The sequence below is a fragment of the Alcaligenes sp. NLF5-7 genome, assembly GCF_024266725.1.
Classification (GTDB): Bacteria; Pseudomonadota; Gammaproteobacteria; order Burkholderiales; family Burkholderiaceae_B; genus Alcaligenes; species Alcaligenes phenolicus.
Genome location: NZ_CP100755.1, coordinates 4,193,323 through 4,215,899 on the forward strand (window position 1 = coordinate 4,193,323; position 22,577 = coordinate 4,215,899).

Annotated in this window: 15 protein-coding genes; 4 read left to right on the forward strand and 11 right to left on the reverse strand. The window is 55.4% G+C overall.

What is annotated here, in order from left to right:
- Window positions 1-87: 87 nt before the first annotated feature.
- Window positions 88-789 carry a YafY family protein gene (locus MID00_RS19400; protein ID WP_254499372.1) on the reverse strand — a complete coding sequence of 234 codons (702 nt, stop codon included), beginning with the start codon at window positions 787-789 and terminating at the stop codon, window positions 88-90.
- Between MID00_RS19400 and MID00_RS19405 the strand changes: the two genes are divergently transcribed.
- On the forward strand, window positions 788-1,225 hold the full coding sequence (locus MID00_RS19405) for a VOC family protein (RefSeq protein ID WP_254499373.1): 438 nt from the start codon (window positions 788-790) through the stop codon (window positions 1,223-1,225). The two genes, MID00_RS19400 and MID00_RS19405, sit on opposite strands and share 2 nt — an antisense overlap.
- Before the next feature lie 108 nt (window positions 1,226-1,333).
- Here MID00_RS19405 and MID00_RS19410 read toward each other — a convergent pair whose 3' ends face one another.
- From MID00_RS19410 to metE, 5 genes are all read right to left on the reverse strand, one after another.
- A complete protein-coding gene (locus MID00_RS19410; RefSeq protein WP_254499374.1) occupies window positions 1,334-3,046 on the reverse strand; it encodes an acyl-CoA dehydrogenase family protein in 1,713 nt (570 codons plus the stop codon).
- 21 nt (window positions 3,047-3,067) lie between these two features.
- Window positions 3,068-3,715 (reverse strand): TetR/AcrR family transcriptional regulator, encoded by a 648-nt coding sequence (locus tag MID00_RS19415; RefSeq protein ID WP_254499375.1) that lies wholly within the window; start codon window positions 3,713-3,715, stop codon window positions 3,068-3,070.
- 252 nt (window positions 3,716-3,967) lie between these two features.
- Window positions 3,968-4,996, reverse strand: a complete 1,029-nt coding sequence (locus MID00_RS19420; protein ID WP_247965528.1) for a methionine synthase — start codon at window positions 4,994-4,996, stop codon at window positions 3,968-3,970.
- A gap of 29 nt (window positions 4,997-5,025) precedes the next feature.
- A complete protein-coding gene (locus tag MID00_RS19425; RefSeq protein WP_035268048.1) occupies window positions 5,026-6,003 on the reverse strand; it encodes a DUF1852 domain-containing protein in 978 nt (325 codons plus the stop codon).
- A gap of 241 nt (window positions 6,004-6,244) precedes the next feature.
- The gene (metE, locus tag MID00_RS19430; protein WP_254499376.1) at window positions 6,245-8,536 is read right to left on the reverse strand and encodes a 5-methyltetrahydropteroyltriglutamate--homocysteine S-methyltransferase; all 2,292 of its coding nucleotides are present in this window, start codon (window positions 8,534-8,536) and stop codon (window positions 6,245-6,247) included.
- 111 nt (window positions 8,537-8,647) lie between these two features.
- On the opposite strand from metE, the gene MID00_RS19435 reads away from it, so the two are divergent.
- Complete coding sequence (locus MID00_RS19435) at window positions 8,648-9,559, forward strand: LysR family transcriptional regulator (protein WP_254499377.1); 912 nt, start codon at window positions 8,648-8,650, stop codon at window positions 9,557-9,559.
- 165 nt (window positions 9,560-9,724) lie between these two features.
- Here MID00_RS19435 and MID00_RS19440 read toward each other — a convergent pair whose 3' ends face one another.
- Window positions 9,725-11,083, reverse strand: a complete 1,359-nt coding sequence (locus MID00_RS19440) for a GNAT family N-acetyltransferase (protein WP_254499378.1) — start codon at window positions 11,081-11,083, stop codon at window positions 9,725-9,727.
- Window positions 11,084-11,625: 542 nt separating this feature from the next.
- Window positions 11,626-13,212 (reverse strand): glutamine-hydrolyzing GMP synthase, encoded by a 1,587-nt coding sequence (guaA, locus tag MID00_RS19445; RefSeq protein WP_083053949.1) that lies wholly within the window; start codon window positions 13,210-13,212, stop codon window positions 11,626-11,628.
- Window positions 13,213-13,373: 161 nt separating this feature from the next.
- On the opposite strand from guaA, the gene MID00_RS19450 reads away from it, so the two are divergent.
- The gene (locus tag MID00_RS19450; RefSeq protein WP_197313712.1) at window positions 13,374-14,264 is read left to right on the forward strand and encodes an alpha/beta fold hydrolase; all 891 of its coding nucleotides are present in this window, start codon (window positions 13,374-13,376) and stop codon (window positions 14,262-14,264) included.
- Here MID00_RS19450 and MID00_RS19455 read toward each other — a convergent pair.
- Entirely contained in the window at window positions 14,261-15,067 is an 807-nt protein-coding gene (locus MID00_RS19455; protein ID WP_254499379.1) for a helix-turn-helix transcriptional regulator, read from the reverse strand. The two genes, MID00_RS19450 and MID00_RS19455, sit on opposite strands and share 4 nt — an antisense overlap.
- An 85-nt stretch (window positions 15,068-15,152) precedes the next feature.
- On the opposite strand from MID00_RS19455, the gene MID00_RS19460 reads away from it, so the two are divergent.
- The gene (locus tag MID00_RS19460) at window positions 15,153-16,058 is read left to right on the forward strand and encodes a DMT family transporter (RefSeq protein ID WP_254499380.1); all 906 of its coding nucleotides are present in this window, start codon (window positions 15,153-15,155) and stop codon (window positions 16,056-16,058) included.
- Between the two features lie 819 nt (window positions 16,059-16,877).
- On the opposite strand, the gene guaB is transcribed toward MID00_RS19460, so the two are convergent.
- A complete protein-coding gene (gene guaB, locus MID00_RS19465) occupies window positions 16,878-18,338 on the reverse strand; it encodes an IMP dehydrogenase (protein ID WP_009457979.1) in 1,461 nt (486 codons plus the stop codon).
- A 43-nt stretch (window positions 18,339-18,381) separates the two neighbouring features.
- Window positions 18,382-22,443 (reverse strand): phosphoribosylformylglycinamidine synthase, encoded by a 4,062-nt coding sequence (gene purL / locus MID00_RS19470; protein WP_254499381.1) that lies wholly within the window; start codon window positions 22,441-22,443, stop codon window positions 18,382-18,384.
- Window positions 22,444-22,577: the final 134 nt, after the last annotated feature.

Below are 22,577 nucleotides of genomic sequence, written 5' to 3' on the forward strand. Positions count from 1 at the left end.
ACAGAGAAACCGGTTTTCACAAAGCAAGGTCACAGGTGTCAGGTGTCAGGTGTCAGGTGTCAGGTGTCAGGTGTCAGGTGTCAGGTGTCAGGTGTCAGGCACGTAGCTTAGCTCTGTTTGTGTTGCGCGCCACTGTTTGAACAAATCAGCCCGATGCCGGGGATAAGACTCCTCCAGACAGACCAAGCGCTGTATCCTGTCCGTCCGGAAATGCCGAAAATCCCCTTTCAATTCGCACCAGCCCACCAGAATCCGGAAGTGCTGAAAGTAGCCCAAGGAAAAAGGCCAGATCACTCTCTCCGACTCCTGGCCTGCCCCGTCTACATAAATGATGCGCAGCTTGCGCTGCAAACGAATCGCGGTACGCCCAATGCCGCAATCAACAAGCTCAGCATCCTGAATCACTCTAGGCCCAACCCGTAAAGCGGTGCTGTCCAGGCTGTCTCTCAAGCTATCGGGTAAGACCGCAGAGATCTTGGCCATGGCATCGCCAGCCGCTTTGGTCAGCGGCTCGTCCGCAAACTTTTCTACCCAGCGAAAGCCCAGTATCAAGGCCTCCAGCTCTGCTTGAGAAAACATCAAGGGTGGCAGCATGAAACTAGGTCGCAACACATAGCCGACTCCCGGCTCCCCTTCTATATCGGCACCTTGCGCCTGCAAGGAAGCAATGTCCCTATATAAGGTCCGAATGCTGACGCCCAACTCTTGGGCCAGCCGCGCACCACTCACCGGACGTTTGTGCCGGCGTAGCACTTGTAAAAGGGAAAGAAGTCGTTCTGCTCGGGCCATGCCAGATACTGCCATTTTTGGCAGTATGGTCACCCATAATGATCTGCTCAATCACCTTGTTGGAGCGATCATGAATCACCCAAACCTTTTGCTGCTCTATGTCCAAGACCCCGCAGCCAGCAGCCTTTTCTATGAGAAGCTGCTTCAAAAAGCGCCCGTTGAATCCTTCCCCACCTATGTCGCGTTTGAACCGTACACGGGCCTGACCCTGGGTTTGTGGTCTACCCAGGCAGCCAGCTTTGTATCATCCGGAACTGGGCACCGCTCCGAGCTTTCTTTTTTAGTGGACGATGATGCGGCTGTTGATCAGCTGTATCAAAACTGGGTGACTGCGGGTATCACCATAGAGCAAGAGCCCATGACAGCCGTTTTTGGGCGCACATTCGTTGCACTGGACCCGGATGGACACCGATTAAGGGTCTGCACAGCAGCGTAAGACTGACGCTGCATTACTTGCAAAGCCGTCGGACTCCAAAGAACAAGGGCTATCCCGGACTTGATACAGATAGCCCCTGCTCCCTCCAGGCTCTACAAACAGCACAAATCAATCTGTCACCATCGCTCTGCGCATAATTTTCTGCGCGACTGACGAAGATGCCATCGTTCCCAAAGTACCGTAATGCGCTCCCCAAGCCCCCACTTCCCCGCCGCTACGCGTACTTAAAAACACATCCGCCACTTCTTGAGAGCTATAGCGCAGCAGCTCGGCCGCCTGCAAGACGCGGGCGACGGCTTCGGTCATGGGGCGGGCCAGGAACTCATCCTCGATTGCCGCCCGAACCAAACGCTCAGTGTGCTGTACCAGTGCATCGAATCGCTTGTCTTGCCCGGCCAAGGGTCTGATTTCATTGAAAACCGCCTCCACCGTAAGCGGATCTCTGATCATGGCGCGCCGCACATCCATGCACATCATATTCGCCGTCCCTTCCCAAACGCTGTTCAAGGGGGCCTCTCGATACACACGGGCCATGGGGTTTTCTTCAATAAAGCCATTGCCGCCGTGACATTGCAAAGCCTCATTCGCAATGGAGGGGGCGCGCGAGCAATTGAAGTACTTAGCCGCAGGCGTGGCCACCCGAGCCAGCAGCCTTTCGTGGTCACTGCTTTGCATCAGGTCAGTGGCCTTGGCCACGCGCAAGGACATCAAGGTTGCCGCTTCCACTTCTACCGCCATATCCGCCAGCACATTGCTCATCATGGGCCGATCGGCAATGGAGGTTCCAAAAGCCTTGCGTGATGTCGTGTGACGCAGGGCCAAGGTCAGCGCCTGTCGCATCAAACCCGCCGAGCCAATCGCAAAATCCAGACGTGTCAAATGCGAGTGCGACAGAATTTCCCGAATACCGCGCCCTTCTTCCCCAACCCGAATTGCCAGCGTACCCGCATACTCCACTTCACTGGACGCGTTGGAACGATTGCCCGCCTTGTCCTTCAGGCGTTGTACAAAAAAGCGGTTATAGCTGCCGTCCGGCAAGGTACGGGGCAAAAAGAAACAGGTAACACCGCCATTGACTTTAGCCAGCGTAAAAAAGCCATCAGACTGCGGCACTGAACAAAACCACTTATGCCCCGTCAGCTCATACCAATGCGCTGTAGCGCCGTGATAATCCGCGCTATGGGAGAAGCGCGCAGTAGTCTGCGTCTCGCGCAGATCTGAACCGCCCTGCTTTTCTGTCATCGCATAGCCAATGACCACCGAGGGCTTGTCCCCCACTTCGCGACGACTGTATTCGTAGCGCGTCCCGTTGAGCTTGTCCGCCCAGATCGCCAAAGCAGGTTCAGCCTCGAAACCGGCATACGCCGCATACGCCATGCCAGTCGGACAACCCGTACCATGCTCCACCTGATTCCACAGATAGGACAAGACCGCACGAGCGAAGTGGCCGTTTTTCTCTTGCGTACGCCAGCTTAAATTCGGCACCTCGTGCTGCCAGGCCAGGGTCATCAATTCATGCCAGCTGGGGTGAAATTCCAACCAATCAATCCGGTTGCCGAAGCGATCATGCGTTTTAAGTTCAGGGATATGACGGTTCGCCAAACGGGCCAACTCCTGAACATTGTCATCACCAGCCACCGCCCCCAAAGCCTGACAACGCGATTCGGCCCACGGAGCTTCGCGGCGAATGGCCTCAGTTAAAACCTGATCGCCCGTAAAAGCATTGAAACCACTGGCGGGCAAAGCCTGATTCAAAACTTGATGCGTGCTGTAACGATCCTCGGGCGCATTCAAAATGCTGAGGGGAAGCGCTTGGTTCATGGTTGTCTCCGAACTGTTTTTTTAAGGCGTGGCAGAAAGGGCTGCCACGCTGGCGCACGCCATCAGGGCAATCTGGTCAGCCAGCGCAGCCACTTGGCGCTGGTAACTGTCCGTGCCATCGTGCTGCTGACGGCTTAAAGGAGAAAGCGGGCCAATCAGCCCTTCCATGAAACCGCCCACAATGACGGTAGCCGCAATATCGGGCTGCACATCCTGGCGCATTTCCTGGGCATCTTGCCCCATGGAAACAATGGAGTGAATGACCTGGCTGATCGCGGCGCGATACACCAGACGAGCCGCGTCGATTTCCTTATCGCATGGCTCGGCAATCAAGGCATACGCCAGACGAGGATTACGCATGGCGCGTTTTACGAATGTTGAGACTGCGGCATGCAGGCGCAGCATAGAGGCTCCGTCAGCCTGCGCAATGTCCGTGAGCACATCCACCTCACGCTGTGACACCAACGACAGGACTTCTGCAAACAGCTCGGCCTTGGAGGGGAAGTAACGATAGACCGTCCCGGTGGCAATACCGGCTGCGGCCGCCACACTGGCTACCTGCGCTTCCTGCCAGCCACCTTCACTGACCAAAACGCGAGCCGCTTCCAGAATACGGCCGCGATTGTCTTGCAGACGGGCTTCAACGGCGGGGGTTTGACGATAGGCCATAAAGAAGTGAACTCTGATTCATTACATGAGTGAATCCTAGTTCATTTCTTTGTGGTGGACAAGAATTTCGTTAAGCAGAGGTGTCAAAATACTCGCCTCCTGGCATTGCAGGCGGCTTGGGAGCATCTGTTATTTAAAGCAACACGATCAGCAGCCCCAATAAAACTGCCCCCAGCAACAGCGATGGCAAAGCCATCAATACTGTTTGCTGGGGGCAGTCTGAAACTCGCTAGCGCGAAGGTATCAAACCTATCAGGCCGACAGTTCCTTGCGAACGATTTCAGCACCGGCGCTCAGGGCGTGCAGCTTGCCACGAGCCACGGCGCGTGGCAACGGTGCCATCCCGCAGTTGGTGGAAGGGTACAGCTTGTCCGCGTCCACAAACTTCAGCGCCTTGCGCAGTGTGTTGGCCACGTCGTCAGCGGTTTCAATCACGTTGGTGGCCACGTCAATGGCGCCAACCATCACTTTCTTGCCACGGATCAGTTCGATCAAATCCATAGGAACGTGGGAGTTCTGGCATTCCAGCGAAATGATGTCGATCTTGGATTGCTGCAGCTTCGGGAAGGACTCTTCGTACTGACGCCATTCCGAACCCAGGGTCTTTTTCCAATCGGTGTTGGCCTTGATGCCGTAACCGTAGCAAATGTGCACGGCGGTTTCGCACTTCAGACCTTCAATGGCACGTTCCAGCGTAGCAATACCCCAGTCATTCACTTCGTCAAAGAACACGTTGAAAGCAGGTTCGTCAAACTGGATGATATCCACGCCTGCGGCTTCCAGCTCTTTGGCTTCCTGGTTCAGGATCTTGGCAAATTCCCATGCCAATTTCTCACGGCTCTTGTAGTGGTTGTCATACAGCGTATCGATCATGGTCATGGGGCCAGGCAGCGCCCATTTGATCGGCTGCGAGGTTTGCTGGCGCAGGAACTTGGCATCATCCACAAACACGGACTTGGGGCGATTGACAGCACCGACAACGCTTGGAACGCTGGCATCGTAACGGTCACGAATACGCACGGTCTCACGCTTTTCAAAGTCCACGCCTTCCAGATGTTCGATGAAGGTAGTGACAAAGTGCTGGCGGGTTTGCTCGCCGTCGCTAATCAGATCGATACCGGCGTGCAATTGTTCTTGCAAGGACAAGCGCAGTGCATCTTTCTTGCCTTCGACCAGGTCCTCACCTTCCAGTCTCCAGGGCGACCACAGTTTCTCGGGTTCAGCAAGCCAGGAGGGTTTAGGCAAACTGCCAGCGGTGGAGGTGGGTAGCAATTTTTTCATAATTAAATAACCTTGTTGTTTTTGATGAATCAAAGCGCGTAACTGGCTGCCCATTGATCAAGAATAACTTTGTATGGCTTGATAAAACTCTCTTCGGTAAACCGGCCCTGCTCAACCGCCAGACGGCTACGTTCTTCACGATCGTAGACAATTTGCGTAACCGAATGATCCGCATTTTTCAGGCTGGGCTGATAGCGCATTCCTGCTGCCGAATTGGCATTGTAAATCTCGGGGCGGTAGATTTTCTGGAATGTCTCCATCGTGCTGATGGTACTGATCAATTCCAGATTCGTGTAGTCACTGAGCAAATCACCACGAAAGTAAAAGGCCAAAGGCGCCACGCTATTTGGCGGCATGAAATAACGAACCTGCAAGCCCATTTTCGCGAAGTACTCATCGGTCGGCGAGAACTCGTTTTGCTGGTATTCGACGCCCAATACCGGATGCTGATTACCTGTACGGTGGTAGACCTTGCTGCTGGATACGCTCAGGCAAATCACGGGGGATTTGTTGAAGTTTTCCTGATACAGCGTGGAGTTCACGAAAGCCTTGAACAACTTGCCATGCAAGTCACCAAAGCCTTCCGGGGCGCTGAAACCGTTTTTGTTCTTGTTGTGCTCCAGCAGAACCACACTGAAATCGTAGTCACGCACATACGAAGAGAAGTTGTTACCCACAATCCCTTCAATACGCTTGTTTTCCTTGTGATCAACGATACTGGTTTTCAGAATTTCGATGGTCGGAAACGTAGAACCATTGCCTTCAACATCAATATCAACAGAGACAATATCCAGTTCAACTGAATAACGGTCCCCATTCGGGTTGTCCCAATGAGCCAAACTATTGAAGCGATTGTCGATCATCTTCAGAGTATTGCGCAGGTTTTGCTGACGGCTTTCACCACGGGCCAAATTGGCAAAGTTAGTGGTGATACGTGTGTTATCGGCTGGACGGTAGTTTTCATCAAAACGGATGCTTCTGATGCTGAACGCGAATTCTTTATTCATTTTTATGTATGCCCTAATTTCTGATTTCAATCTCGAATTTATTTTCGAGTCAAGCCATTGATCTTGAAAAATAAATTCATCTTATTTATGTACACTCTGTGCTGATTGTCTGAGCTGTTTCGGGGGGCTGCACTGCTTACTCTCTTCTTCCTGGTGAAGCCAGAAAACAGGTTTGAATCAGCCTCAAAAAAAGTCCCGACATTTGGCCGGGACTTTCCGCCAAACTCAGCTCCTGACCTGATCAGGCACTTGCCCGCAAAACTTTCGCTGCGGCCACCATATTGGTCAAAGCGGGAATCACCTCAGCCCATTGACGTGTCTTCAAACCACAGTCGGGGTTCACCCACAAACGTTCTGCTGGCACGCGCTCGGCGGCTTTTTTCATCAAATTCACAATGTGCTGCTCGGTCGGAATGTTAGGCGAGTGAATGTCGTACACACCAGGGCCGATCTCGTTGGGGTACTGGAAGTTCTCGAAGGCTTCCAGCAATTCCATGTCCGAGCGGCTGGTTTCAATGGTGATCACGTCCGCATCCATATCAGCGATGGAGGAAATGATGTCGTTGAATTCCGAGTAACACATATGTGTGTGGATTTGCGTCTCATCGCCCACGCCGTTGGCGGTGATGCGGAAGCTTTCCACGGCCCAGTCCAGGTAGCTTTGCCATTGCGATTTACGCAGAGGCAAACCTTCACGCAAGGCGGCTTCGTCAATCTGAATCACATGCACACCGGCCTTTTCCAGATCCAGCACTTCTTCGCGAATGGCCAGCGCCAGTTGCAGGCAAGAAGCCGAGCGAGGCTGGTCATCACGCACAAAGGACCAGTTCAAGATCGTCACGGGGCCGGTCAACATGCCCTTCATGGGTTTTTGAGTCAACGACTGGGCGTAGGTGATCCATTCCACCGTCATGGCTTGAGGACGGCTGATGTCACCAAACAGGATGGGTGGTTTCACGCAGCGCGAACCGTAGGACTGCACCCAACCGAACTGGCTGAATGCGTAGCCGTCCAACTGCTCACCAAAGTATTCGACCATGTCGTTACGCTCGGCTTCGCCGTGCACCAACACGTCCAGACCCAGTTTCTCCTGCTCACGCACGCTGCGCTCAATCTCGGCACGCATTGCGGCCTGATAGCTGTTTTCGTCCAGACGACCGGCCTTGAACTCGCTACGAGCACGACGGATTTCTGCCGTTTGTGGGAAAGAACCAATCGTGGTGGTGGGGAATGCGGGCAGTTTCAGGAATTCAGCTTGCTTGGAAGCACGCTGTTCGTAAACACTCTTGCGCTTGCCCAGCTCGGCCGAGATGCGCGCCACCGCTGCTTTCACAGCAGGATTATTCACACGGGGCGAGTTGCGACGGGCAGTCAAAGCGGCCAGGTTATCGGCCAGCTCTGCCTTGACGGCATCACGCCCTTGGCTCAAGGCTTTACCCAATACACGCAGTTCATCCAGCTTTTGCAAAGCAAAGGCCAACCAGGACTTCACATCGGCATCCAGCTTTTCTTCGCTGTCCAGATCAACCGGCACATGCAGCAGCGAGCAGGAAGGAGCAATCCACAAACGATCACCCAGTTGCTTGGCGATGGGCTCAACCCAGTCCAGTACAGCGGTCAAATCTGTTTTCCAGATATTGCGACCATTGATCACGCCCAGGGACAAGACCTTGTCGTCACCCAAAAGCTTGAGCAGTGCATCCACACCATCACGATCATTGATGGCATCCACATGCAAACCGGCAACAGGCAAGCTGGCGGCCAAAGCAGCATTTTCCAGCAACTGACCAAAGTAAGTGGCTACCAGCAACTTCACGCCAGCAGCTTTCAGTTGCTGATAAGCGGTCTTGAACGCTTGCTGCCAATCGGCATCCAGCTCGGTAACCAGAATAGGCTCGTCAATCTGCACCCACTCAACGCCGGCTTTAGCCAGCGTCTCCAGCAATTGGACATACACGGGCAGCAAACGATCCAGCAGAGCCAGCTTGTTGGATTCATCCTTGGCCTTGCCCAGTGCCAGATAAGTCACGGGGCCAATAATCACAGGCTTGGCCTTCACGCCTTGAGCCTTGGCTTCAGCCAGCCGCTCCAACAAACGCAAGGCATCAAGCTTGAACTGGGTGTCAGCCGTAAATTCGGGGACGATGTAGTGATAGTTGGTGTCGAACCATTTGGTCATTTCACCGGCAGCCACGCCACCGCAGCAAGCGCTGTGATCTTCCAGCCCCTTGGCCGAACGACCGCGCGCTACACGGAAATAGTTATCCAGCTCGTCACCATGAAAGTCCTGCACACGTTCAGGCAAATTGCCCAGCAAGAAGCTGGCATCCAGCACCTGATCGTAAAAAGAAAAATCTCCAACGGGCACCAGATCCAGACCTGCCTGATTTTCCCAATGACGCTGACGCAGCTGGGCGCCCAGAGCCTTGAGTTCGTCACGCGAAGATTCGCCCTTCCAGTAAGACTCCAAGGCGAACTTCAGTTCCCGTTTGGCGCCAATGCGCGGAAAGCCAAGATTATGAATCGTCGTCATGTGCTGCTCTTTAAAGGCCAGTGGATGAATGAATGACTTGCATTGTAGGAAGCCCTATCAATGAAGTAAAATGGTCTTATCTCACCAACCCATGAATATCATTCACGTATCATGTTAGAGCGCATCCACCTGGCCGTTGTGCAGCAAGTTGACAAGCAAGGGTCCCTGACCGCCGCCGCTGCCGTGCTGCACGTTACCCAATCTGCCCTTAGCCACACCATGCGGAAACTGGAGCAGCAACTGGGCACAGAAATCTGGCGTCGCGAAGGCCGCAGCCTGCAACTGACTCAAGCCGGGCAGTATCTACTGGCTGTTGCCAATCGCGTCCTGCCGCAGCTGGATCTGGCAGAAGAGCGCCTGGGCCAGTTCGCCCAAGGCGAGCGAGGATCGCTGCGCATCGGTATGGAATGCCACCCCTGCTATCAATGGCTGCTTAAGATCGTCTCGCCGTACCTTAGCGCCTGGCCAGACGTGGATGTGGACGTGAAGCAGAAATTCCAATTCGGCGGGATCGGTGCGCTATTTGGGTATGAAATTGATCTGTTGGTCACGCCAGACCCACTCTATAAGCCAGGTCTGAAATTCGAGCCCGTCTTCGACTACGAGCAGGTGCTGGTAGTGAACAAGGCCCATGCCCTGGCGAATGTGGACTACGCCAAGCCTAAGGACCTGGACAGGGAAATACTGATTTCCTATCCGGTGGACATAGACCGGCTGGATATCTACAACCAGTTTCTGCTGCCTGCTGGTATCGCCCCCCGACGTCATAAAACGATTGAGACGACGGACATCATGATGCAGATGGTTGCCAGTGGCCGTGGCGTAGCGGCGCTGCCGCGATGGCTGGTGGAAGAGTATGCGGAGAAGCTGGATGTGGTGCCGGTGAGGTTGGGTAAGCACGGCATCGCCAAACAGATCTTCCTGGGGATGAGGGAGACGGAAACGGTGATTGATTATCTGCAGGCGTTTATGGAGCTAGCTCGGGGGTCTGGGCCGGGTGGACTGCAGTATGCAAACAAGTAGCACATTCCTGATGGCACATTAAAAGCAATGTCCTTCCGAAAAGGCAGCTTTACCTCTGGTGGTGGCGCCCCTTTGCAAAACCCACCGTTCTCAACAACAAGGTACTTTCTTCACATTCCTGATAACGACAAACTGTTCAAAACCCACTCACACAAGCATCCGCTCTCAACAATCAGGGTCAATAACGCCTTCGACATACGCGAGCACCTCGGCTTCATTCTCCGGATGACAATTCATAGGCAGACAATCCTGCCGAAGATCCATATAAAGGCGAATAGCGTTGCGCAACGCCGTGCCGCAGGCTTTAACTGAATGGCTACCCACAGTCGCTGCCATAGCCGTCGCCAAGTCTGGGGCAATCGCTTCGATACGCCGTACGCCCCTCTGATCAGCTCCGACACGACGCATTGCAAGGGGGCCAAGAACTTGGCCCCGCAAAAAGGCGAGCATATCGATTACTTCAAATAACTCGCCACGCCCGAGCTTGGCCGCCGCGTAGTGCACCCACACCCAGAACCTTTCCTTGAACCATTCTGCGTCCTTATTAGGCCAACTGACCGAGCCTTGTGAAAGACGCGCTGCCAGAATCTCGTCCGACTCCCAAAGAATAATAGGGTTCTCGATCCGCTGATCAAGATCGTCAATAATCACAAACTTGAGGTCAACGTGCAGGACAGGCTTGCCATAAAGACAAATCAGGAGCCGAGGCTCTCCCACGTGTTCCCCCGTGAAGGCGTACAGCAGATTGCCAAGCGTATCCGCAAACTGGCGCATGCTGGCGAGCACATCGGTGTAGGCTTCATCACGCACAACAAGGATCAGATCGAGATCAGAATATGCATCCGTGTTCCCGGTGATCGACGAGCCACCGGCAAGCAATCCGATAAAACGACCATCCGCCGCCACGGCATTGATTACGCCTGCAGCGAAGTCTTGCAAGGATGCTTGGGGGAGCATTTTCCGGGAAGGTATCATCCGTTCTTCCAGATTGAAAATTAAGGCCATCAGGATTTCGTCACGATACTCAGGGCCATTTTTCAAAGCACGTGGCTCAACGCCGTACCCCCTGAAGCCATGCTTTTCGTAAAGCCTGAGAGCACCCAGATTTCCTTCCACGACCGTTAACATAATCTGCTCAACATGGTCGCGGCCATAGTCTATTACAGCCCGTAGCAGCCTGCCGGCGACTCCTTGAGAGCGTTGCTCAGGCTCCACGAATACGCCGGACAAATGCCCTTTGTGCGCATCCTTTGGCCCGTCTTCCTGTTTAAAAACCGACAACCCCACGATCTTGCCATCGACATAGGCACCAAATGCCACGACATCGTTAAGCCGCTCAAGGAACGTTTCCGTCGTCTTCTTGACCTCGCACTCGTAAACCGAGCCAAACATGTCCGGCGCCTTCAACAAGGCTGCCAATCGGATGGCGCGAAAATCCTCCACATCAGCCGCCCCAAGCTGACGAATCTGAACTTTACTGACAGAACTCAATTTCAATCCTTGTTTATCCGCACGGAAACTCACATACCCAATCAGATCTTACAGCCTGCCACCATCGTTAAGCTACGCGCTCTAACGGTACGAGCAGTGACTCGCACTTGCTAGCGATTTCCCCTCCCCCTGTCATAGCCCCGTGATTTTTGGCTCCGGCGATGATTGGGAAATCACATGAGTTCGACCAGGACTGACAGAGTCCTTCAACGTAAAGACTGAGGAGTCGGCGCCTTGCGGGTGTGGCATCGTAGCGGCGGTACTGCGCAGGAAAAAGAATACCGTGTAGCGTGTCTCCCAGTTCAAAGGCTGGCAGGTGAAGAAAAGCACCACTAGGAACCACAGATCAAGAGCTTGAAAGAGGCCAAACGAACGCTGATAGCACCTTGGAGCACGTCCTGCCGCCCGTTTCAACAACTTAAGGCTGAGGCCCCGAACGGTTGCTGCTTAGATTGGCCGATAGGTCGTTTTTTCACAGTGATAGTTCCGTAAGGTTTTTGCACAAAAAAGCCCGCAATTACGCGGGCTTTTCTGCTTTCTATGCCTTGAGTTGCCTGGCTATGCCAGACGCGGAATCACTCCCATTCAATCGTCGCTGGCGGCTTGCTGCTAACGTCGTACGTCACACGGTTAATGCCGCGCACTTCGTTGATAATGCGGCCAGAAGTACGCTTCAACAACGAGTATGGCAATTCAGCCCAGTCAGCCGTCATGAAGTCGGTGGTCTGCACGGCACGCATGGCAACAACGTACTCATAAGTACGGGCATCACCCATCACGCCTACGCTTTTCACTGGCAGGAAGACGGTGAAGGCCTGGGAAGTCAGGTCGTACCAGTTCTTGCCGGTTTCTTCGTCAACCGTATTACGCAGTTCTTCGATGAAGATGGCATCAGCCTGGCGCAGCAGATCTGCGTATTCGCGCTTGATTTCACCCAGAATACGGACACCCAAGCCTGGGCCTGGGAAGGGGTGACGGTAGACCATTGCTGGCGGCAGGCCCAGGGCTACGCCTAGTTTGCGCACTTCGTCCTTGAACAGTTCGCGCAGGGGTTCCAGCAGTTTCAGGTTCAGCGTGTCTGGCAGGCCGCCCACGTTGTGGTGAGATTTGATGCCTGTGGCTTTACCAGATTTGGCAGCAGCGGATTCGATTACGTCCGGGTAGATTGTGCCTTGGGCCAACCAGCGGGCGTTGCTGAGTTTGGCGGCTTCTTCCTGGAAGATTTCCACGAATTCACGGCCAATGATCTTGCGCTTGGCTTCTGGGTCGGTAACACCGGCCAGTTTGCCCAGGAAGCGGTCGGAAGCGTCGATATGGATGATCTTCAAACCCATATTGTCGGCGAAGGTGCTCATGACTTGCTGGGCTTCATTCAGACGCAGCAGGCCGTGGTCCACGAATACGCAGGTCAGCTTGTCGCCGATAGCCTGGTGGATCAGAGCGGCAGCGACGGAGGAATCCACACCGCCGGACAGAGCCAGAATGACTTCTTCGTCGCCGACTTGTTCGCGGATATTGGCAATAGCCTCTTGCACGTAGTCAGGCATGTTCCAATCACCCACGCAGCCGCAAATGTCGCGCACAAAGCGTTCGAACAAGGCGCCGCCTTGAACGGTGTGGGTGACTTCGGGGTGGAACTGAACCGCGTAGAAGCCGCGATCTTCATCAGCCATACCGGCGATGGGGCATGTAGGCGTGGAAGCCATCAGCTTGAAGCCGGGAGGCAAGGCGGTAACTTTGTCGCCGTGGCTCATCCAGACTTTGAGCATGCCGTGGCCTTCTGCCGTAGCGAAATCCTGGATACCATCGAGCAGCTTGGTGTGGCCATGGGCGCGGACTTCGGCGTAACCGAATTCACGCTTGTCCGAACCTTCGGTAACGCCGCCCAGTTGGCGGGCCATGGCTTGCATGCCGTAGCAAATGCCCAGAACAGGTACGCCGGCTTCAAAAGCAGCGGCAGGAACTTGCAGAGCGTCCTCGGCGTAGACCGAAGCGTGGCTGCCCGACAGAATGATCCCTTTCAGGCCTTCTTGGGAACGGATGAATTCATCGCTGACATCACCGGGGTGAATTTCACAGTACGCACCGGCTTCGCGTACGCGACGCGCAATAAGCTGGGTGACCTGGGAGCCGTAATCAAGAATCAGAATTCGCTGGTGCATGAAAGTATCGAGCCAATAATAAAGCGGTAAAGGATCTATTTTACGCTGTGTAGCGCCGCTTAGGGAGTCGCAGAAATACTCCAGGCCGAAATTGTCCTGCATCACTGGCATTCATGCGGCAAGGCAGCTACAGTACATGCAGCCATTTTGGGAGTTTCAGCATGTCTTCGAGTCGTACCCCTCGTCCGAGCGAACTTAATGAACACCAGGAATCCCGACCTGCACAGGCCACACAACAACAAGGCGGCGGCAGCTATATCCCTGCTCCCGGCCCCTCCGGTGCTCGCTCGCACAGCTTTGCCTACGAATGTCAGGAAGATACGGACGAAGTCTCCGACAGCCTGACCTTTGTGCTGGTTCACGGTGCCTGGCACGGTGGCTGGTGCTGGTCCAGACTGGCTGCCCGGCTACGGGCCAAGGGGCATAAAGTCTATACCCCCACACTGACAGGCCTAGGCGAACGCAGCCACTTGCTTAGCGCGGACATCACCCTGAACACCTTTGTAGATGATGTCGCTAATTTGATACGTTGGGAGGAACTCTCCAACGTGGTTCTGGTGGGCCACAGCTTTGGAGGACTGGTCATTAGCGGCGTCGCCGACGTCATGCCACGCTGCATTCAACAACTGATTTACCTGGACGCCTTTATCCTGCCCAGCGGCACCAGCACCTTCGACACCCTGCCAGAAAAGATTGTCGACAGCATGGTGGCCTCTGCTGGGAAAAGCGCCGTTCCTGCCGTCCCCCCTCCTCCACTAAGTGCACTGGGCCTGCATGCCACAGAAGATCTGCACTTTGTCGGTAACCGCCTGACACCACAGCCGCTTAGCGTCTACCGCTCTTCCCTGCGCTTACAGAACCCCGTCATCGGCAATGGCCGCCCTTGCTCCTATATCTCCTGCACACAGCCTACGTTCAGAGGGGTGGATACCTCGCGCGAATGGGCCCGTCAGCAGAAAGACTGGGAATTCCGAGAGTTGGAAAGTGGGCACTGCGCGTTGATGACACACCCCGACATGCTGGCCCGGCTTTTACTGGAGCTAGCGGACTAAACTGCGTCGCCCGCGCTGTCTTTAGAGCGATAAAACTCTCTGGGAGTGACCCCAAAATGCCGCCGGAACACGGCGGCATATGCGCTTTGACTGGCATAGCCATGTTGTAAAGCCACTTGCACAATAGGCTCACCGGCTGCCAAGCCCTCCAAAGACCCCAACAAGCGAGCGAATTGACGCCATTGCCCAAAGCTGATGCCGGTATGGCGACGAAACAGGCGGTGGAAAGTTTTGACGCTCATGGCCAGTTGCTTGGCCCAGGCATCTGCATCTCTATCATCATCGGGGCTAGCCTCCAGATGTCGACACACCAGTAGCAAGCGCGGCTCTTCGGGCCAGGGCAGATGAAACGGCAATACAGGCAACTCGCGCAGTTCATCCAGCAATAAACGCATCAAGCGGCCATCGCGACTGTCTTGCGCATACACCAAAGGAATTCGGCTGGCCTCCAGAATCAGCTCCCGTAGCAAGGGGCTGACATCCAGCACGCAGTTACGCGCCGGCAAGCCCGGAGCAGCATCCTCATCCACAAAGATCGTGCGCATTTTGACCTGCCCGCGCATGCGAACCGTATGAGGACGACCCGGTTGCAGCCAAACGCCACGGCTAGGAGGAACCACCCAGCGCCCTTCCTGGGCATCAATCACCATCACCCCTTGCACGGCGTACAAGAACTGCGCACGTACATGCTGATGTTCGTGAATAAGATGGCCGTCCGGATAGTCTGCTGCCAAACCACTAATAGGCATCTTGGCCAGCTCAACCGGAATATGAATAAGAGGATCAAGCACAAGCTGTCCCATTTGCGCTAATTCAAGTCAGTTTAGCGAAAGACAGGCAAGTCGGTCTACAGCGAGCATACGTCTTCCTTATTGATGGCTGCTTCCAATGCGCAACTATGCTTATCCGCTGGTGACCATGCTGTTGTGGTCCGGCAATGTCATTGTTTCCAAAATGGCGCACGGCCTGATAGCCGCACCTGCCATGAGTTTTTATCGAGTCGTACTGGCGCTGGCCATTATGAGCCTGTTTGCCGCTCGCCCTGTCTGGCGACACTGGCACTCGATCCGTCCTCAACTACCCAAACTGCTGTTTCTGGGATTTCTGAGCATGGCGTTTTATCAATGCCTGTCTTATTGGGCAGCAGCCAGCACCAGTGCCACCAATATGGCCGTGATTACCGCACTGACACCCCTACTGACCCTGTTGACCACACGTCTGCTGCTGGCAGGCTCTGGCCCTCGCGGCATGCTGCCCGGCGCCCTGCTGGCCTTGTTTGGAACAGTCTGGTTGATTAGCGGCGGCCATCCCATGCAACTGCTAAGCCAAGGAGTCCGCTCTGGCGACTTGCTGATGCTGACAGCGGCATTGAGCTACGCCTTTTACAGTGTTTTTTTGAAGAAATGGCATATCACTGTGCCAGCCTGGCAATCAACCTATCTGCAAGCCTGGGGAGCCTTGATCACCCTGCTGCCCGTCTTCTTTTGGCTGCCAGCAGAACAAACGCAATTGAATGAGCAAACAGTCCCCCTGATCCTGTACGCAGGCATCCTGGCCTCCGTCCTGCTGCCCTACTGCTGGATCCAAGGCATCACACGCTTGGGCCCGGCCCGATGCAGCCTGTTCCTGAATATCCTGCCCTTCATGACCGCCATGCTGGCCATCCCATTGCTGGGCGAACAACTGGGCGCACACCATGTGAGCGGTGGATTGCTGACTCTGGCAGGGGTGATTTTGGCTCAATGGCCGCCTCAACAATGGCTGTTCAAAACCAAAGCAGCCCCTGCCAAATAAGAAATATGGGAGTTTTATACCCAACTCCTGATATGAAATGATTTTCCAGCTATCCGCCACTAATTTGTGAGCTAACGAGTGGCGAACTAATGAACTGAATGGCTGAATAGCTGAATAGCTGAATAGCACTCTTAGGGTAAGCGCACCCCGCAGTATCCAAAGCAAGGCGTCCCGTCATAAACGGGGCGCTTTTTATTATTTAGAGTTCTCTGCATTCCCATCCCTCCCACCTCATAAAGAGTCGCTCCCTGAATGAAATAAGGGCTACACAGCACCAGCCAAGGTGGAAATAGCAAAGGCTGAGATAGCAGTAGTTACTGCTATTGCTGTTGCTGTGATCTTGACGGTGACAGTGACGGTGACGGTGACGGTGACGGTGACGGTGACGGTAGTGATTGTGTAGAGCCCTGACCAAACAGCCAACACACCCACAAAAATCCTAAGTGCAAGGTACAGGCAGGGCTATATATTGCTCGATCTGAGCCTCTTGCGGCCTGGGTGGGGGCGTGGGGCGAGTCAGACTGCTTGCCGCGGGCGGTGTCGGGATACGGGATGCAAGCACTCTGCTGTTTGAACCCGACGCTTGTGATTGGTCCGGGGGACCAATCACCGGGTGAGTTCAGAGTGCGCCCGTATCTCGACACCGCCAAGGGCACCGGTGCGCAGCACCGGCAAGCGGTCCGCCCCACGCCCCCACTCAGGCCGCAAGAGGCGTCTATTCTGAGACCCCCCCTACCCCACAACACAAAGGCGGAAACCTCAAAAAAAACCGCCAACCCAAAGGCTGGCGGTTTCTGGCATGCAAGAGACTGTCTAAGATCAGTCAGCGCGGTAGTTAGGCGCTTCCTTGGTGATCTGCACATCATGCACGTGGGACTCACGTACACCCGCAGCCGTAATTTCCACGAACTCGGCCTTGGCGTGCAATTCCTCGATGGATTTGCAACCGCAGTAGCCCATGGAAGCACGGATGCCGCCAACCAGTTGGTAAATAATGGCAATCACACTGCCCTTGTAAGGCACGCGGCCTTCAATACCTTCTGGAACCAGCTTGTCAGCGTTGTTCGAAGGATCCTGGAAGTAACGATCAGCCGAACCATCGACCATGGCGCCCAAGCTACCCATACCGCGGTAGGACTTGTACGAACGGCCCTGGAACAGCACCACTTCACCCGGAGACTCTTCAGTACCAGCAAACATACCGCCCATCATGCAAGCGGAAGCGCCAGCAGCCAAAGCCTTGGACACATCGCCGGAGAAGCGGATACCACCGTCAGCGATCAGAGGTACGCCCGTACCTTCCAAAGCCTTGGCAACGTCAGCAATAGCCGTAATTTGAGGTACACCCACACCGGCTACGATACGAGTCGTACAAATAGAGCCAGGGCCAATACCGACCTTGACACAATCTGCACCGGCCTCGACCAGAGCGCGAGCGGCATCAGCGGTAGCAATGTTGCCACCAATAACCTGAATGCGAGGAAAATTCTTCTTGACCCAGCGAACGCGCTCGATAACACCACGGGAGTGACCGTGGGCAGTGTCCACCACCACCACGTCCACACCGGCTGCGGCCAGTTTCTCGACACGTTCTTCGGTACCGTCACCCACACCAACCGCAGCGCCGACGCGCAGCTGACCGTGGCTGTCTTTGCTGGCCAGAGGGTGCTCGGTGTTTTTGACAATATCCTTAACCGTTGCCAGACCACGCAGCTGGAACTGATCGTTAACGATCAGCACGCGCTCCAGACGGTGGCGGTGCATCAGGGCCTGAGCTTCGTCCAGCGTGGCGCCTTCATGCATGGTGATCAGACGCTCTTGAGGCGTCATGACATCACGCAAAGGCAGATCCAGGCGGTCTTCAAAGCGCAGATCGCGGTTGGTAACAATACCCACCAGCTTGCCGGCCTCAACCACCGGCAAACCGGAAATACCGTGCTGACGCTGCAGGTTGATGGCATCGCGCACCTTCATGGTGGGCGTCACAGTAACCGGGTCAATCACGATACCGAACTCGTGGCGCTTCACACGTGCAACTTCACGTGCTTGAGCATCCGCCGTCAGGTTCTTGTGGATGATCCCGATACCGCCTTCCTGTGCCATGGCAATAGCCAGGCGCGCTTCGGTTACCGTGTCCATGGCAGCCGAAACCAGCGGGATATTCAGGGTGATGTCCCGCGTAAAGCGGGTGAGCAAGGATGTATCGCGAGGCAGAACCTCGGAGTAAGCGGGAACCAACAACACATCGTCGAAGGTCAGTGCTTTCTTGATGAGACGCATGCTTTTATAACTCCGTCCAAAAATCGATTATACGCGTAAGCAATTACGCAATCCAGACCCGAGCGTTGCGAAACATCCGCATCCAGGGAGTAAACCCACCATTTGCCATCTGATCAGCACCCTGATCGGCGGCGCCCCACTGCTCTGGATTCCAGGACATCATGACGTTGCGCGTCACGCGTTCCGGGTGAGGCATCATGATGGTAAAGCGGCCATCTGCCGTGGTTACGCCGGTCAAACCGTAAGGGCTGCCGTTGGGGTTCAGCGGGTACTGTTCGGTGCGCTGACCGCGATGATCCACAAAGTGAACCGCAGCGGCGACCTTGGACGCATCGCCTTGACGCTGGAAGTTGGCAAAGCCTTCACCGTGAGCCACGGCTACTGGCAGACGGGTCCCTTCCATACCCTTGAAGAACAAGGATGGCGAAGAGGCAATTTCCACACTGGAGAAACGAGCTTCGTACTTTTCCGACTGGTTACGGGTAAAGCGTGGCCAGAATTCTGCACCTGGAATCATGGGAGCCAAAGCGGCCATCATCTGGCAACCATTACAAATACCCAGACCGAAGGTATCGCTGCGACCGAAGAAGGCAGCAAACTGATCCGACAACTGGTTGTTGAAACGAATGGTCTTGGCCCAGCCTTCACCGGCGCCCAGAACGTCGCCGTAGCTGAAACCACCCACAGCCACCATGCCCTGCATGCCTTCCAGCGATGCGCGACCCGACAGCAAATCGGTCATGTGTACGTCAACGGCTTCGAAACCGGCCGTGTCAAAGGCCCAGGCCATTTCGACCTGGCTGTTGCAACCCTGTTCGCGCAAGATGGCAACGCGTGGGCGCTTGCCGGTAGCGATGAAGGGAGCAGCAATATCTTCTTGCGGGTTGAACATGACACGCGGCGAGATGCCTGGGTCTTGCACGTCTTCCCAGCGATCGAATTCAGCCTGTGCGCAAGCGGGGTTATCGCGACGCTCCATGATGCGGCGGCTAACTTCACTCCACTGTTGCGCCAGTTCCACACGAGGGGCTTGGTAAATACAAGCACCATCGCGATAGAACTCGACCTGATCAGTCTTGTTCAGACTACCAATCACGTGGGAGTGAGCCGACAAACCGGCTTCACGCAGAGTTTGCATGACCTGATCACGCTGGGCCAATGGCACCTGGATAACAGCACCAGCCTCTTCGTTGAACAAGGCGCGCAAGGTGATTTCATCACGCTGCACGGAAACCTGTTCGGCACGAATCTTGTAATCGCCCCAATCGGCAGCATGAGGGTCGATGGTCAGCATGTCCAGATTCACGGACACGCCTGTGTGACCGGCAAACGCCATCTCGGCCACGGTCGCGGCCAGGCCACCGTCGGAACGGTCGTGGTAGGCCAGGATCAGATCCTGGTCGGCCAATTGGCGAATCACCTTCACAAACGCCAGCATGGCTTCGGCGTCCTGCATGTCAGGTACGGACTGGCCAACCTGATTGAAAGCGTGAGCCAATACGGAAGCGCCCATACGCTGTTTGCCCTGTCCCAGATCGATCAAGACCAAAGCGGTATCGCCCACATTGGTTTGCAGTTGGGGGGTCAGCGTGCGGCGCACATCCGCCACTTGAGCAAAAGCGGTCACCACCAGGGAAACTGGCGAAATCACCTGACGGGACTCACCGTCCTGCTCCCAGCTGGTACGCATGGACAGGGAGTCCTTGCCCACCGGAATGGACAGGCCCAGGCTCTGGCACCACTGGCTAACAGCCTGAACCGTGTCGAACAAGGCAGCGTCCTGGCCATCCACGCCGCAAGCGGCCATCCAGTTGGCGGACAATTTGACGTCTTTCAGGTCACGCACATCGCTGGCGACCAGGTTGGTCAGGGCTTCAGCCACAGCCATACGGCCCGAGGCTGCAGCGTCAATCATGGCGCTAGGGCTACGTTCGCCCATGGACATGGCTTCGCCGCGCACGCCTTCAAAATCAGCCAAAGTAACGGCGCAGTCGGCCACAGGCACTTGCCAAGGGCCAACCATCTGATCACGACTGCACAGGCCACCCACGCTGCGGTCGCCAATGCTGATCAGGAAAGTCTTGTTGGCCACAGTGGGGTGACGCAGCACCCGGTGCATGGCTTCGGTCAACGGAATAACCGTCAGGTCCAGCGGTTCGGCCACGCCGTCCAGACGCTTGACGTCGCGTTCCATGCGTGGGGCTTTACCCAGAATCACATCCATAGGCACGTCAACAGGACGTTCCTCGATGCTCTTGGGGGTGTGCACTTCGTCCACGCCAGGCAGGCCTTCGCCGAAAGTCACGCGCAATTGGCGCTCTTCAGTAGCCACACCCACGACGGCAAAGGGGCAGCGCTCGCGCTGAGCAATGCGCTCAAAACGTGGCAGATCCTTGGGCAGAATGGCCAGGACGTAACGCTCCTGGGATTCGTTGGACCAGATTTCAGCAGGCGACAGACCCGACTCTTCCAGAGGAACGCGAGTCAGTTCAAAAATAGCGCCACGCTCGGCATCGTTCACCAGTTCCGGGAAGGCGTTGGACAGACCGCCCGCCCCCACGTCGTGGATGGCAATAATGGGGTTATTCTCGCCCTGCTGCCAGCAGCGGTCGATCACTTCCTGGGCACGGCGTTCCATCTCCGGGTTACCACGCTGCACGGAGTCAAAGTCCAGTTCGGCGCGGTTGGCACCCACGCCCATACTGGACGCAGCACCACCACCCATACCAATACGCATGCCGGGACCGCCCAGCTGAATCAGCAAGGCGCCAACTGGCAGAGGATCTTTGTGAGTCAGGCGGTCGTCAATCGAGCCCAGACCACCTGCAATCATGATGGGCTTGTGATAGCCCCAGCGCTGATCCCCAGCCGTTTGCTCAAAGGTACGGAAGTAACCCAGCAGATTAGGACGACCAAATTCGTTATTGAAGGCGGCACCACCAATCGGGCCTTCAATCATGATGTCCAGGGGGCTGGCGATACGGTCAGGAATACCGTGGGAGTCTTTTTCCCAAGGCTCTATTTGCTCAGGGAAGCACAGATTGGACACGGTAAAACCGGTCAAACCTGCTTTGGGCTTGGAACCACGGCCTGTTGCGCCTTCGTCGCGAATCTCGCCACCGGCACCGGTAGATGCACCGGGGAAAGGAGCAATTGCGGTTGGGTGATTATGAGTTTCCACCTTCATCAAGGTGTGAACCAACGCTTCGTGACGCTGATACACAGGCTCGTTGGCCTGATCATCAATACCGGCGTGGAACAGAGTAGCGGGGCCGCCCGTCATGATGGCGGCGTTATCCGCATAAGCCACCACAGTGTTTTCAGGTTGAGCCGCGTGGGTTTCGCGAATCATGCCAAACAAGGTCTTGCCCTGGTTTTGACCGTCGATTACCCACTGTGCGTTAAAAATCTTGTGACGACAGTGTTCACTATTGGCTTGCGCGAACATCATCAATTCCACATCGTGCGGGTTACGACCCAGACGCGTGAAGGCATCCATCAGGTATTCAATTTCGTCCTCGGACAGCGCCAGACCCATTTCCTCGTTGGCCTGCTTCAAGGTCGCCACGCCACCACCCAGAACATCCACGGTCTGGATGGGCTTGCCTTCCAGTTGGGTGAACAGCGCCTGACCGTCAAACTCCAAACCAACCACGGTTTCGGTCATGCGGTCGTGCAGCAAGGCAGCCAGTTGCTCCAGCTGAGCCTGATCCAGTTCCTTGGCACCCAGCAAGCCACGCTTGGGGGTGATGATGTAACGCACGCCACGCTCGATACGACGTACCGCTTGCAAGCCACAGTTATGAGCGATGTCAGTCGCTTTACTGGCCCAGGGTGACACGGTCCCCAAACGAGGAATGACACGCAGAACCAAGGCGCCTTTAGGCGGCTGAGGGTCCAGCGCAGGCAGACCATCATCCAGCAGGTCGCTGAGGTGCTGACGCGCACTGGCATCCAGGCCGGACTCTTCAGTCCAGACATAGTATTCGTGCAAGGCAAGAATGTCGGCAACAGGCAGTTGACGCTGCTCGACACGCTCTAGCAAACGCTCACGACGAAATGCGGAGAGCACGGACGAACCGGGAAAGTACAGGATTTGGCTCACGATACGGGAGGGGCAAAAAAGGTGGGAGAAATAGAAAACACGCCATTTTAACCGGAAGCGACACAAGAGGTCACATCGGTAAATGGCGTGCACAAAAAGGGAAAATTCAGTTCAAACAAGGGGTCCGCAAGCGG